This window comes from Streptomyces sp. NPDC058758 (genome assembly GCF_042746075.1).
GTDB lineage: Bacteria > Actinomycetota > Actinomycetes > Streptomycetales > Streptomycetaceae > Streptomyces.
Map to the genome: position 1 here is coordinate 99,841 of NZ_JBHYPS010000008.1, position 13,643 is coordinate 113,483.

A 13,643-nucleotide genomic window follows, 5' to 3' on the forward strand; every position below is an offset into this window, starting at 1 on the left:
GCCTCGGTAACTTTCGAAGTGGGGGCGGACGGGTGGTTACGACCGTGTGACCGCTAGGCGTACCTCCCCAGAAGCCTTCGATCTGGGTATGTTCCTCGCCGTCAGGGCAGCCAACCGAGTCGTCGAGGAGTCGAGACCCGTGTCGGAAAACAATGATCAGAAGTTCGTGTACGACTTCACCGAGGGCAACAGGGACCTGAAGGACCTGCTCGGTGGCAAGGGGGCCAACCTCGCCGAGATGACCAACCTCGGTCTCCCGGTGCCTCCCGGCTTCACGATCACCACCGAGGCGTGCAAGGTCTACCTCGAGTCCGGCTCGGAGCCCGTCGCCCTGCGCGACGAGGTCTCCGCCCACCTCGACGCCCTCGAGCGGCAGATGGGCAAGAAGCTCGGCCAGGCCGACGACCCGCTGCTGGTCTCGGTCCGCTCGGGCGCCAAGTTCTCCATGCCGGGCATGATGGACACCGTCCTCAACATCGGCCTCTCCGACGAGTCCGTCGCCGGCCTCGCCCGCCAGGCCGACAACGAGCGCTTCGCCTGGGACTCGTACCGCCGCCTCATCCAGATGTTCGGCAAGACCGTGCTGGGCGTCGACGGCGAGCACTTCGAGGACGCCCTCGACGAGGCCAAGGCCGCCAAGAAGGTCGCCAGCGACACCGACCTGGACGCCGAGGACCTGAAGAAGGTCGTCGAGCGGTTCAAGGCGATCGTGAAGGCCGACACCGGCCGCGACTTCCCGCAGGACCCGCGGGAGCAGATGGACCTCGCCATCGAGGCCGTCTTCAACTCGTGGAACACCGACCGCGCCAAGCTGTACCGCCGCCAGGAGCGCATCCCCGGCGACCTCGGCACCGCCGTCAACGTCTGCTCGATGGTCTTCGGCAACCTCGGCCCGGACTCCGGCACCGGCGTCGCCTTCACCCGCGACCCCGCCTCCGGTCACGAGGGCGTCTACGGCGACTACCTGCAGAACGCGCAGGGCGAGGACGTCGTCGCCGGCATCCGCAACACCGTGCCGCTGGCCGACCTCGAGTCGATCGACAAGAAGTCGTACGACCAGCTCATGCAGATCATGAACACGCTGGAGACCCACTACAAGGATCTCTGCGACATCGAGTTCACGATCGAGCGCGGCCAGCTCTGGATGCTCCAGACCCGCGTCGGCAAGCGCACCGCCGGTGCCGCCTTCCGCATCGCGACCCAGCTCGTGGACCAGGGCCTGATCGACGAGGCCGAGGCGCTCCAGCGCGTCACCGGCGCCCAGCTGGCCCAGCTGATGTTCCCGAAGTTCGACGAGACCGCGAAGGTCGAGCAGATCGGGCGCGGCATCGCCGCCTCCCCGGGCGCGGCCGTCGGCAAGGCCGTCTTCGACTCGTACACGGCCGTCAAGTGGTCCCGCTCCGGCGAGAAGGTCATCCTGATCCGCCGCGAGACCAACCCGGACGACCTGGACGGCATGATCGCCGCCGAGGGCATCCTGACCTCGCGCGGCGGCAAGACCTCGCACGCCGCCGTCGTCGCCCGCGGCATGGGCAAGACCTGTGTCTGCGGCGCCGAGGAGCTGGAGGTCGACACCAAGCGCCGCCGCATGACCACCGCCTCCGGCACGGTCATCGAGGAGGGCGACGTCGTCTCCATCGACGGCTCCACCGGCAAGGTCTACGTCGGTGAGGTACCCGTCGTGCCGTCCCCGGTCGTCGAGTACTTCGAGGGCCGCATGCACGCCGGCGCCGACGACGCCGACGAGCTGGTCCAGGCCGTCCACCGGATCATGGCCTACGCCGACCGCGTCCGCCGGCTGCGCGTCCGCGCCAACGCCGACAACGCCGAGGACGCCTCCCGCGCCCGCCGCTTCGGCGCCCAGGGCATCGGCCTGTGCCGCACCGAGCACATGTTCCTCGGCGAGCGCCGCCAGTACGTCGAGCGCCTGATCCTCGCGGACACCGACGCCGAGCGCGACGAGGCCCTCAAGGCGCTCCTCCCGCTCCAGAAGAACGACTTCGTCGAGCTCTTCGAGTCGATGGACGGCCTGCCGGTCACGGTCCGCCTGCTCGACCCGCCGCTGCACGAGTTCCTGCCCGACATCACCGAGCTGTCGGTGCGCGTCGCCCTCGCCGAGTCCCGCAAGGAGCCGCACGAGAACGACCTGCGCCTGCTCCAGGCCGTGCACCGGCTGCACGAGCAGAACCCGATGCTGGGTCTGCGCGGCGTCCGCCTCGGCCTGGTCATCCCCGGCCTGTTCACCATGCAGGTCCGGGCGATCGCCGAGGCCGCGGCCCAGCGCATCGAGGCCAAGGGCGACCCGCGCGTCGAGATCATGATCCCGCTCGTCGGCACCGTCCAGGAGCTGGAGATCGTCCGCGAGGACGCCGAGAAGGTCATCGCCGAGGTCGTGGCGGAGACCGGCGTGGAGCTGAAGCTGGCGCTCGGCACCATGATCGAGCTGCCCCGCGCGGCCGTCACCGCCGGCCAGATCGCCGAGGCCGCCGAGTTCTTCTCCTTCGGCACCAACGACCTCACGCAGACGGTCTGGGGCTTCTCCCGCGACGACGTGGAGGCCAGCTTCTTCACCGCGTACCTGGAGAAGGGCATCTTCGGCGTCAGCCCCTTCGAGACCATCGACAAGGACGGCGTCGGCGCCCTGGTGCGCTCCGCGGTCCAGGCCGGCCGGGCCACCCGCCCCGACATCAAGCTCGGCGTCTGCGGCGAGCACGGCGGCGACCCGGAGTCGGTGCACTTCTTCCACGAGGTCGGCCTCGACTACGTCTCCTGCTCGCCGTTCCGGATCCCGGTGGCGCGCCTGGAGGCGGGTCGCGCGGCGGCCGAGTCGAAGGGCAGCGACAGCCGCTGACCCGAGGGGCCCGCGGGCCCCGTGAAGCCCCCGGGACCGCCGTCGGTCATCCCTTCCGAACCCTCACCGGCGGACGGCGGTCCCGGATCCGAAAGAGGCGGGACGGACACCTTGTGCGGAGGTGTCCGTCCCGTCGTTTTCACGTCAGATTCATGCGCAATTACGGCAGCATTGAATTATTGGAAATTGAACGTCTTTGTTTGCGGACGTTTCGGTCGCGGCCCCCGGATCCCCACCCGGGGGCCGCTTCCTTTTTCCGGTGTCGGGCAGGTGAGCCGCAACCCTCGCCGACCGCCGCCGGACGGGCAAAGCCCCCCACGGTCTTCACCACGTCACCTCGGTCCTGAAGGTTTCCTGCCCGACCCGCACAGCATTTCCGTTGGGCCCTGTTCGCCGCGATGCTTTTCATCTGTGGCTGAAACACCCTGGTAACGTGCTGTGATGGTGTGCATACTCGATCGCGGGGTGGTTGCGAGTGCACAGGTGGGGACTTCATGCTTCGTATTCATTTCACCGCGGACGATCTGGCGGGGGTGCGGATCGCCGCCCGTCCTGACGTCCTGTGGGAAACGATTCTCAGCTTTCACCGTTTAAGGGACCGGCGCGGTCCGGTGGTGTTCGGCGGGTGGCGCACGGAAACGAGGGCACGGCTCGGCGGGGAGACCCGGCTGCTCGCCGCCCTCGTTCCGAGCCGCGGCTATTTCCCCGACTTCCTCACCCCGGCGGAGGGCCTGCACGGTCTGGACGACGGGCTCGCGGCGGTCCGCGCGACTGCCCCCGGCCGGCTCCGCTCCGAGCTGTCCCTGCTGGCCGCCGACCGGAGCGGCGGCCGCACCGTGCCGCACTCGCTGCGGGCCCTCGCCGACGGCGGCCCGGAGCCCTTCGACCGGCTGCTCGGGGCGCTGCGCAGCTACCACCGGGCGGCGGTGGAGCCGTACTGGCCGCACATCCAGGCCCGGGTGGAGGCCGACCGGGCCCGCCGGGGCCGGGCGGTCCTGGACGGCGGCGCGGAGGAGCTGCTCGGCTCGCTGCCGCCGATGCTGACCTGGCGGGCGCCGGTCCTGGAGGCGGCCTACCCGGTCGACCGGGACGTGCACCTGGACGGGCGGGGGCTGCTGCTCCAGCCCTCGTACTTCTGCCGGGGCACGCCGGTGATGCTGCGGGACCCGGCGCTGCCGCCGGTGCTCGTCTACCCGGTGACGCACGGGGAGGCGCCGACGGTCCGCCCGCCGGGCGTCTCCTCGCTGGCGAAGCTGGTGGGCCAGACCCGCGCGGAGGTGCTGCGGGCCATAGGGGACGGCGGGACGACCAGCGAGCTGGCCCGCCGGGCCGGGGTCTCGCTCGCCTCGGCCAGCCAGCACGCGGGCGTGCTGCGGGACGCCGGGCTGGTGGCGACCCTGCGGCACGGGAACGCGGTCCTGCACACGCTGACGCCGCTGGGCGCCGCGCTCCTCGGCGGAGGAGGCGGGGCCCAGCGGCCGGCGGAGGAGCGCTGCTACGCGCGGAACGGTCCGGTCACCTCGTAGGTGATGCCGCCCGAGGAGCTGCCCGTGGTGCCGCGCTGGCTGGAGAAGTACAGCCGCGTGCCGTCGGGCGAGAAGGCCGGTCCGGTGATCTCGGAGCCGGACTGGCCGGTGATCCGCAGGAAGGGGGCGACGGTGTCGTCCGGCGCGATCAGGCAGATCTCCATGTTCCCGCCGTCCTCGGCGACGTACAGGTCGCCGGAGGAGGAACCGGTGACGTTGTCCACGCCGGTGAGCGGGGCGGCGCCGCCGGGCACCAGCGAGTCGTCGTAGGCGAGCTCGTAGGTGTTGTTCGTGAGGTTCAGCTGCCAGAGGCGGTTGTCGCCCTTGGTGGTGAACCAGACCTTGTCGTCGGCGTAGTGGCAGCCCTCGCCGCCGCTGAACTTCTTCGCGCCGGAGACCTGGGTGCGGGTGGTGGTCGGGGAGCCGTCCGGGTCCGGCACGTTCTGCCAGGTGAAGGAGCCGGAGGTGGCCGTGCCGGCCTTGAGGACCTGGAGGGTGCCGGAGGAGAGGTTCCCCCAGGTGGTCGGGACGAAGCGGTAGAAGCAGCCGTCGGTCTCGTCCTCCGTCAGGTAGACCACCTTGCGGACCGGGTCGGCGGCGGCGGCCTCGTGCTTGAAGCGGCCCATGGCGTCCCGGCGGACGGCCGCGTTCACGCCGTACGGGTCGGTCTCGTAGACGTAGCCGAGGCTGACCTCCTCGCAGGACAGCCAGGTGTTCCACGGGGTCTTGCCGCCCGCGCAGTTCTGCCGGGTGTTCGCCAGGATGCGGTAGGCGCCGGTGATCGTGCCCGCCGAGGAGAACCGCACGGCGCTCGCGCCGCCGCTCGGGTTGATCTCGGAGTTGGAGACGTAGATCCAGCCGGTGCCGTCGGCGTAGCAGGCGCCGCCGTCGGGGGCGTTGTGCCAGGTGTACGAGGTGCCGGGGACGGTCTGTCCCGAGCGGGCGACGACCCGGCTGCTGAACCCGGCCGGCAGCATGATGCCGTTCGCGTCCGCCGCGCCGAGCGCGCCGTAGGGGCCGGCGCCGGGCTGGGCGGGGGCCGCGTGGACGGCGCCCGCCATCAGGGTGCCGCCGAAGGCGGCGGCCGACGTGCCGATGACCGCTCCGCGCAGGAAACTGCGTCGCTCCACGTGTTCTCTCCAGGGGTGTGGTGACCGCCCGCCGCACGGTCAGCGGCGGGGCCGCGCGGAGAGTGAACCTAGGGGCCGGGAGTTGACTGGGCGTCAACGGCCGGTGACGGGGAGGGGGCGGCTGCGGGGCGGGGGAGTCGGCGGCGGGGCGCGGGCCCGGCACGAGCCCGCGGGCATGGTCTAGGTTGCGGGCCATGGACGTCGCGGCGCGGTTGATCGGATCGGTACGGCTGCCGGGGGCGGCGGCCCTCGTGACGGGGGCGCCCCACGGGGCCCCGGCGGGACGGCTCACGCTGCGGCGCGGCGACCGGCTGGAGGTGTACGGGGTGGCGGAGCTCTTCGCGGACGCCCCCCGCCCCGAGGCGGCCTTCCCCGCCCCCTGGCCCGGCTGGGACCGGGGCGTCGACGCGGTCGCCCCGGACGGGAGCTTCGCCGTCTTCTCGGGCCAGCGGGCCGTGCGGGCGGTCGCCGCCGACGGACGCGCCCTGTGGGAGCACCGGCACGGCTGCTGGGGCCCGGTCGTCGGCCACCCGCACACCGGCGACGAGCAGGAGGTCTGCGGGGGGCTGGAGCACGGCTCGGTGCACGTCCCCGCGGACGGGCGGTCCGTCTGGGCCCACGTGGTCGACGCGGACGGGCCGGAGCACTGGGTGGTGCTGGACGCCCGGGACGGGCGGGAGACCGCCCGGTTCCCCCTGGAGGACAGCGCGGCCTCCGGCTCGCACCAGTTCTCGCTGCCGGGCGGCGGGACCGTGCTGCTGTGCGTCGGCATGGGGCAGGACGGCGTCCTGCTCTACGGGGCGGACGGGGCGGGCACACCGGACGGGACGGGCCCGTCCGGTGTGCGGGACCTGGGGGAGGACCTCGACCGGATCCTGCTCGACGTCCATCCCGACCGGCCCGTCTACCTGACCGTCGAGCACTCCTGCGACGACCTCCGGGTGCACGCCCCCGACGGCACCGTCCTCGCCGGGCGGGACGCCGCCGAGCTGGGCGAGGACCGGTGCTGGGACTACGCGGCCGGGTTCGCCGACGCGGACACGGTCGTCGCCGTCGCCGAGAACGGCGAGGACGACGGGCCGGGGCACTGGCTGCTCGACGCGCACTCCCTCGCGGTCCTCGGCCCCGTCGCCTACCCGCACCCCGTCACCGGCTCCCTCCGGGCCCTCGGCGACGGCACCTGGCTCACCCACGACCGGGCGACCGACACCCTCAGCCGCTGGCGGCGAGCGGGGGCCTGAGCGGACGCGGGACCTTCGGCACTGGGGGAGGCGGGGCGCGGCGGGGAGACTGGACGCATGCGCGAGACCCGGGAGCTCACCGACATCGGCGGCCGCGACGACCTCGACGTGCTGCTGCGCCGCTTCTACACGGCGGCCTTCGCCGACCCCCTCATCGGCCCGTTCTTCACCGAGATCGCCGGCACCGACCTGGAGGTCCACCTGCCGCGCATCGCGGACTTCTGGGAGCGCGCCCTCTTCCGTACCGCCGACTACGCCCGGGACGCCTTCGCCCCGCACGCCGCGCTGCACTCCGCCCGCCCCCTGGCCCCCGCCCACTTCGGGCGCTGGGTCCAGCTGTGGCACGCCACCGTCGACGGGCTCCACCGGGGGCCGCTCGCGGACCGGGCCAAGGCGACGGGGGAGCGGATCGCCGTCTCGATGATGAAGCGGCTGGGCGGCCCCGGCGCGGAGGCCGAGGCGGCCACCGGCGGAACGGGCGGCTTCGTCCCGCTGGCGGCGCTCACCCTGCGCGCGGCGGCCTGAGCCGGAAGAATTCTCCGGCGGAGCGATGAGTTCTGGCCGGCGGGTCCGTCCTACTCCTCGACGGCACCGCACGACGGCACCGCACGACGGCACCGCACGACGGCACCGCACGACGGCACCGCACGACGGCACCGCACGACGGAGAAGAGAGACCACGCCATGGCCCCGCAGATGATCTTCGTGAACCTGCCCGTGAAGGACCTCGCCACGAGCCGCGCCTTCTACGAGAAGCTCGGGTACGCGATCAACCCGCAGTTCAGCGACGACAGCACGGCCTGTGTGGTGATCGGCGACACCATCTTCGTCATGCTGCTCACCGAGGAGAAGTTCCTCTCCTTCACCGCCCCCGGCAAGAAGGTCGCCGACGCCTCCGCCACCACGCAGGTGCTGCTGACGCTGAACGCCGAGAGCCGCGAGAAGGCCGACGAGCTGGCCGACCGGGCCCTGGAGGCCGGCGGCGGCCCGGCGAAGGAGCCGATGGACATGGGCTTCATGTACGGCCGCTCCTTCGCCGACCCGGACGGCCACCACTGGGAGGTCTTCTGGATGGACCCGGCCGCGATGGAGGGCTGAGCGCCCCGGCCCCGCCCGGGGGCTCAGGCGGAGACGCCGCCGTCGACCACCAGGTCCGTGCCGACGGCGGAGCCCGCCGCGTCCGACGCGAGGTAGAGCACCGCCGCCGCCACCTCGGCCGCCGAGGTGATCCGGCCGAGCGGCGACTGCTCCTTCATCCGGACCTCCCGCTCGGCCTCCGTCTCGCCGGGCAGCAGCGACATCGCGGACTCCGAGGCGCCCGGGCTGACCGCGTTGATGCGCACTCCGTCGCCGATGTGGTCCCTGGCCGCGGCGCGGGTGAGCGCCGAGACGGCCGCCTTGGACACCTGGTAGCCGAAGACGCCCGGGATCCGGACGTGCGGGCCCAGGTTGGACGAGATGTTGACGATCGCGCCGCCGCCGTGCGCCCGCATGTGGGCGACCTCGGCCTGGAGGGCGTTCAGGACGCCGGTGACGTTGGTGTCGAGCAGGGCCCGCCAGTCGTCGAGGGGGAAGTCGGCGGCGCTGTGGCCGCCCCGGAAGATCCCCGCGTTGTTCACGGCGACGTCGAGGCCTCCGTACGTCTCCACCGCGCGCCGCACCAGCTCGCGGGTGGAGTCGGGGCTGGTGACGTCGGCGGTGACGGCGGTGGCGGTACCGCCGTCGGCCCCGATCAGGGCCACGGTCGCGTCGAGCGCCGCGGCGGTGCGCCCCGCGGCCACCACCTTCGCGCCCTCGGCGGCGAAGGCGCGGGCGATCTCCCGGCCGAGGCCGGAGCCGGCGCCGGTGACGAGGACGACGCGGCCGGTGAAGCGTGCGGACATGGGAACTCCCCCTGGGAAGGTGTGGCCGCCCGGCGGGCCGGGCGACGAGAAGGGCCGGGGTGGCGCGGGGGCGCCCCCGGAGTGCTGTACTTGACCGTACGTTCCAGAATCAGGTCCGAGAAAAGGCGCCCACCAGGGGCGTCCGTCCGCGGGGCCGCTCAGTCGAGCAGCCGCAGGGCCTCCTCCGCCGCGTCCCGGACCCTGGCCGGGTCCGCCGACGCCTTGCCCACCACCCGGATCCCCTGGAGCAGGACCAGGAGCATCCGGGAGAGGGCGCGCGGGTCGCGGTCCGCCGGGAGCTCGCCCTGGGTGCGGGCCCGGGCGAGCGCCGCGTGCAGCAGGGTCTCGACCTGCTCCCAGCTCAGCTCGACCCGGCGCGCCACCGCCGGATCGCGCGGGGCCAGCTCCGCCGCCGAGTTGGTGACGAAACAGCCGGTCAGGCGCTCGCCCTCGGTCGACGCCTCGGTGGCGAAGCGGCGGACCAGCGCCCGCACGGCCGGCAGGGCCGGCCCCGGCGCGGACAGCTCCTCGACGAGGCCGGGGTCCCGGGTCTCCAGGTAGCGGTCCAGCGCCTTGAGGTACAGCTCGTGCTTGTTGCCGAAGGTCGCGTAGATGCTGGCCCGGCCGATGCCGAGGTGCTCCACGAGGTCCGCCATCGACGTCGCCTCGTAGCCGCGCGCCCAGAACAGGTCGAGCGCCGCCCGGAGCGCGGCCCCGGGGTCGAATTCCTTGGTCCTGGCCATGTCGGGGAGGCTATGCCTTTCTGGAACGACCGGTCAAGCTAGACCGTCCGGACCGGGTAGACCTCCACCGCCACCCCGTCGTCGTCCAGGCACCGCCCGGTCTCCAGGTCGAAGCGCTGCTTCAGGAGCGGCGAGGCCACGTACGGACGCCCGTCCGCCGTGCCGATCAGCCCCCGGGACAGCACCTGCGCCCCGGTGAACGGATCGCGGTTGTCGATCGCGTACGCCCGTCCCGCCCGGTCCCGGAAGACCGCCGCCTGCCGGCCGTCCGGCAGCAGCGCCGCCAGGCCCCGGCCCGGGGTCAGCCGGGCCTCCTCGCAGACCGCCATCCAGGAGTCGGGGGCCGGGGAGAGTTCGAGGGTCGTCGTGGTCATCGGGACAGGGCTCCTTCCAGGGTGCCGATCGTCAGGATCGTGAGGTCCGGCTTGATCTGGTCCCGCTCGGGGACGAACCGCACCGTCGGGTCGGGCGTCTCCGGCGCGTTCACGAAGGAGACGAAGCGCCGCAGCCGCTCCGGGTCGTCCAGGGTCTGCGCCCACTCGTCCCGGTAGCCGGAGACGTGCGCCGCCATCAGCGCCTCCAGCTCGTCGCAGAGGCCCAGCGAGTCCTTCACGATCACGTCCCGGAGGTGGTCGAGGCCGCCCTCCAGGCGCTCCAGCCACACCGACGTCCGCTCCAGGCGGTCCGCCGTCCGGATGTAGAACATCAGGAACCGGTCGATCAGCCGGATCAGTTCGGCGTCCGACAGGTCCTGGGCGAGCAGGTCGGCGTGGCGCGGGGTCGCGCCGCCGTTGCCGCCCACGTACAGGTTCCAGCCGTTCGCCGTGGCGATCACGCCGAAGTCCTTCGACTGCGCCTCGGCGCACTCGCGGGCGCAGCCCGAGACCGCCGACTTCAGCTTGTGCGGGGCGCGCAGGCCCCGGTAGCGCAGCTCCAGCCGGATCGCCATCTTCACCGAGTCCTGCACGCCGTAGCGGCACCAGGTCTGCCCCACGCAGGACTTCACCGTGCGCAGCGCCTTGCCGTAGGCGTGCCCGGACTCGAAGCCGGCGTCCACCAGCCGGGTCCAGATCGCCGGGAGCTGGTCGACGCGGGCGCCGAAGAGGTCGATCCGCTGGCCGCCGGTGATCTTCGTGTAGAGGCCGTAGTCGCGGGCCACCTCGCCGATCACGATCAGCTTCTCCGGGGTGATCTCGCCGCCGGGGATGCGGGGCACGACCGAATAGGAGCCGTTGCGCTGGAGGTTGGCGAGGTGGTGGTCGTTGGTGTCCTGGAGGGCGGCCTGCTCGCCGTCGAGGATGTAGCCGTTGTTGAGGGAGGCGAGGATGGAGCCGACGGTCGGCTTGCACACCTCGCAGCCCTCGCCGCCCTTCGCGGACTCCCGCCCGTGCGAGTCGAGGAGCGCGGCGAAGGAGGTCACCCGCAGGGTGCGGGCGATCTCGTACAGCTCGGTGCGGGTGTGGGAGAAGCAGCCGCACAGCCCCTGGTCGGCCGCCTTCGGCAGCAGCTTCTCGATGACCTTCACGCAACTGCCGCAGCCCGTGCCGGCCTTGGTGCACTTCTTCACCTCGGCCAGCGAGGAGCACTGGCCGATCGCGTGCTTGGTGACGTTGTGGCAGGAGCAGATGACGGCGTCGTCCGGCAGCGCGGACGGCCCGAGCGCCACCGGCGCCCCGGCGCCCGCCGGCAGGACCAGCTGCTCGGGGGAGACCGGCGGCCTGGTGCCGGTCAGCGGGCGCAGCAGGCCGTACGACTCGGCGTCGCCGACCAGCACGCCGCCGAGCAGCCGGCCCTCGCCGTCCACCACCAGCTTCTTGTAGACGCCCGCGCGGGAGTCCGAGTAGACGACGTCGAGGCAGCCCTCGGCGGTGCCGTGGGCGTCGCCGAAGGAGGCCACGTCGACCCCGAGCAGCTTCAGCTTGGTGGAGAGGTCGGCGCCGGTGAAGCCGGTGGAGTCGTCGGCCTCCCCGGCGAGCACCCCGGCCACCGTCTGCGCCATCTCGTAGCCCGGCGCCACCAGTCCGTAGACCCGCCCGTCGGAGGCGAGCGCGCACTCGCCGATCGCGAAGACCGCCGGGTCGGAGGTGCGGCAGTGCTCGTCGACGGCGATGCCGCCGCGCTCGCCCACGTCCAGGCCGCAGTCGCGCGCCAGCTGGTCCCGGGGGCGTACGCCCGCCGAGAACACCACCAGGTCGACGGCGAGTTCGGAGCCGTCCGACAGCCTCATGCCCGTCACGGCCCCGTCGGCGGTCACGACCTCCTGGGTGCCCGTGCCGGTGTGCACGGTCAGCCCCATCTGCTCGATCGTCCGCAGCAGCGCGGCGCCGCCCCCCTCGTCGACCTGCACCGGCATCAGCCGGGGCGCGAACTCCACGACGTGCGTGGCCAGTCCGAGGCCCTTGAGCGCGCCGGCCGCCTCCAGGCCGAGCAGCCCGCCGCCGACCACCGCGCCCGTCGTCGCCGTCTTCGCGTACTCCTCGATCGCGAGGAGGTCCTCGATCGTCCGGTAGACGAAGCAGCCGGCGGCGTCCTTGCCGGGCACCGGTGGCACGAAGGGGTACGAGCCGGTGGCGAGGACCAGGTGGTCGTAGGCGACGACCCGCCCCGACCGGCCGGTCACCGTCCGCGCCGCGCGGTCGATCGCCACTACCGGCTCGTCCGTGTACAGCTCGATGCCGTGCCGCTCCATGAAGCCGTCCTCGACCATCGACAGGTCGTCGGGCGTCCTCCCGGAGAAGTACGAGGTCAGCTGGACGCGGTCGTAGGCGGGGCGCGGCTCCTCGCAGAGGACCACGACCCGGGCCCGCTCGGTGACGCCCCGGTCGGCGAGCGCCTCCAGGAACCGCTGGCCGACCATTCCGTGGCCGACCAGGACGATGGTGGGGGTGGTCATGAGGAGCCTCCGTCGTGGGTGAGCAGGTGCAGCAGAGGGGCCTCCGGGAGGGCTTCGTCGCCCTCCCAGGCCCGGGCGAGCGCGCCGACCGCGGCCAGGTCGCCGAGGAGGACGCCCCCGACGAGCCGGTTGTCGCGGACGACGACCTTGCGGTAGGCGCCCCTGGTCGCGTCGGCCAGCTGGACGACGTCGTCGCCCGGACGCGGGGTGGCCTCGCCGAAGGCGGCGAGGTCCAGCGGCTGCGCCCCGCCGAGGGTGAGCCGGGTGAGGGCCCGGGTGCCGGTGTAGCGGGGCCCGGCGGTGCCGGACAGCACGTCCGCGAGGACGTCCGCCTGCTCCAGGGCCGGGCCCGCCAGGCCGTAGACCCGGCCGTCGTGCTCGGCGCAGTCGCCGATCGCGTGGACGTACGGGTCCGAGGTGCGCAGCTCGTCGTCGACGACGACGCCGCTCCGCACGTCGAGCCCCGCCTCGCGGGCCAGCGCGACCCGCGGCCGCACCCCGCAGGCCAGGACGACGACCCGCGCGTCGAGGACGAAGCCGTCGGCCAGCTCGACCGCCGTCACCGCCCCGTCCCGCTGCCGCAGTCCGCTGACCCGGCACTCGGTGTGGGTCTCGACGCCGAGCCCGTCCAGGTGCTCCCGCAGCAGCGCGGAGGCGTGCGGGTCCAGGTGGCGCTCCATCAGGCCCTCGCCCTGCTGGGTGAGGACCACCTCGGCGCCGAGCGCGGCCAGCGCCCGCGCCGCCGAGACCCCGAGGAGGCCGCCGCCGACGACGACCGCCCGCACCCCGGGCCGGACGGCCTCCCGCAGGGCGAGGCAGTCGTCGAGGGTGCGGAAGGAGTGCACGCCCTCCGGGAGCTCCGGCCCGCGCAGTCCGCGCAGCGGCGGCAGCACCGGGTTGGAGCCGGTGGCCAGGACCAGCCGGTCGTAGCCGACGACCTCGCCGTCGGAGCAGGTGACCGTCCGGGCCGCCCGGTCGATCCCCACCACCCGCACCCCGCGACGCACCGGCTCGCACGGCTCGGGCAGGGCGGCGACCTCGGGGGCGTACCGCCCGGCGAGGACGTCGGCGAGCAGCACCCGGTTGTACGGGGCGTGCGCCTCCTCGCCGAGGAGGGTGACCGGCAGGCGCTGGGCGAGGCGGAGGCCCGCCGTTCCGCCTCCGACCACCACGATCCGTGTACTCATACCCGGAAGGGTGCGGGCCCGGTGTTTCCCGGTGGCATCCCGGCTGTTTCCCGTACGGAACGCTGATCTCCGACGGGCGCGGCGCGGGCTGTGAGGGCGGCGGGCCGGGCGCCGGGGCGGCGGCCGGGCCCGCCGGGTTAAGCCGTGATCAGGCTCGCCTCAAGACGGGCTTAAGGATGGCGGCGGCGG

General features: G+C 73.2%; 11 protein-coding genes. 5 read left to right on the plus strand and 6 right to left on the minus strand.

Annotation, left to right across the window (positions count from 1 at the left end; all coding sequences use genetic code 11):
* Positions 1 to 139: 139 nt before the first annotated feature.
* Both ppdK and ACFW6A_RS13070 read left to right on the plus strand, forming a co-directional pair.
* Positions 140 to 2,851 carry a pyruvate, phosphate dikinase gene (ppdK, locus tag ACFW6A_RS13065; RefSeq protein WP_386479315.1) on the plus strand — a complete coding sequence of 904 codons (2,712 nt, stop codon included), beginning with the start codon at positions 140 to 142 and terminating at the stop codon, positions 2,849 to 2,851.
* A gap of 494 nt (positions 2,852 to 3,345) precedes the next feature.
* Entirely contained in the window at positions 3,346 to 4,377 is a 1,032-nt protein-coding gene (locus ACFW6A_RS13070; protein WP_351847950.1) for a winged helix-turn-helix domain-containing protein, read from the plus strand.
* On the opposite strand, the gene ACFW6A_RS13075 is transcribed toward ACFW6A_RS13070, so the two are convergent.
* On the minus strand, positions 4,347 to 5,507 hold the full coding sequence (locus tag ACFW6A_RS13075; RefSeq protein ID WP_386640447.1) for a PhoX family protein: 1,161 nt from the start codon (positions 5,505 to 5,507) through the stop codon (positions 4,347 to 4,349). The two genes, ACFW6A_RS13070 and ACFW6A_RS13075, sit on opposite strands and share 31 nt — an antisense overlap.
* 194 nt (positions 5,508 to 5,701) lie before the next feature.
* On the opposite strand from ACFW6A_RS13075, the gene ACFW6A_RS13080 reads away from it, so the two are divergent.
* The 3 genes from ACFW6A_RS13080 (at position 5,702) to ACFW6A_RS13090 (ending at position 7,846) form a co-directional block, all read left to right on the plus strand.
* Positions 5,702 to 6,748, plus strand: a complete 1,047-nt coding sequence (locus ACFW6A_RS13080) for a hypothetical protein (RefSeq protein ID WP_351847957.1) — start codon at positions 5,702 to 5,704, stop codon at positions 6,746 to 6,748.
* Between the two features lie 57 nt (positions 6,749 to 6,805).
* Positions 6,806 to 7,273, plus strand: coding sequence for a group III truncated hemoglobin (locus ACFW6A_RS13085; protein ID WP_351847960.1), 468 nt, complete (start codon positions 6,806 to 6,808; stop codon positions 7,271 to 7,273).
* A 159-nt stretch (positions 7,274 to 7,432) separates the two neighbouring features.
* A complete protein-coding gene (locus ACFW6A_RS13090; RefSeq protein ID WP_351847963.1) occupies positions 7,433 to 7,846 on the plus strand; it encodes a VOC family protein in 414 nt (137 codons plus the stop codon).
* Between the two features lie 23 nt (positions 7,847 to 7,869).
* On the opposite strand, the gene ACFW6A_RS13095 is transcribed toward ACFW6A_RS13090, so the two are convergent.
* The 5 genes from ACFW6A_RS13095 to ACFW6A_RS13115 all read right to left on the minus strand — a co-directional run bounded on the left by ACFW6A_RS13095 (position 7,870) and on the right by ACFW6A_RS13115 (position 13,454).
* Positions 7,870 to 8,631, minus strand: coding sequence for an SDR family NAD(P)-dependent oxidoreductase (locus tag ACFW6A_RS13095; RefSeq protein WP_386640450.1), 762 nt, complete (start codon positions 8,629 to 8,631; stop codon positions 7,870 to 7,872).
* Positions 8,632 to 8,789: 158 nt separating this feature from the next.
* The gene (locus tag ACFW6A_RS13100) at positions 8,790 to 9,374 is read right to left on the minus strand and encodes a TetR/AcrR family transcriptional regulator (RefSeq protein WP_386640453.1); all 585 of its coding nucleotides are present in this window, start codon (positions 9,372 to 9,374) and stop codon (positions 8,790 to 8,792) included.
* A 38-nt stretch (positions 9,375 to 9,412) separates the two neighbouring features.
* A complete protein-coding gene (gene nirD / locus ACFW6A_RS13105; protein ID WP_351847969.1) occupies positions 9,413 to 9,748 on the minus strand; it encodes a nitrite reductase small subunit NirD in 336 nt (111 codons plus the stop codon).
* A complete protein-coding gene (gene nirB / locus ACFW6A_RS13110) occupies positions 9,745 to 12,267 on the minus strand; it encodes a nitrite reductase large subunit NirB (protein WP_351847971.1) in 2,523 nt (840 codons plus the stop codon). The genes nirD and nirB overlap by 4 nt, the downstream gene beginning before the upstream one ends.
* Positions 12,264 to 13,454, minus strand: coding sequence for an FAD-dependent oxidoreductase (locus ACFW6A_RS13115; RefSeq protein ID WP_351847973.1), 1,191 nt, complete (start codon positions 13,452 to 13,454; stop codon positions 12,264 to 12,266). Before ACFW6A_RS13115 ends, nirB begins: the two co-directional genes overlap by 4 nt.
* Positions 13,455 to 13,643: the final 189 nt, after the last annotated feature.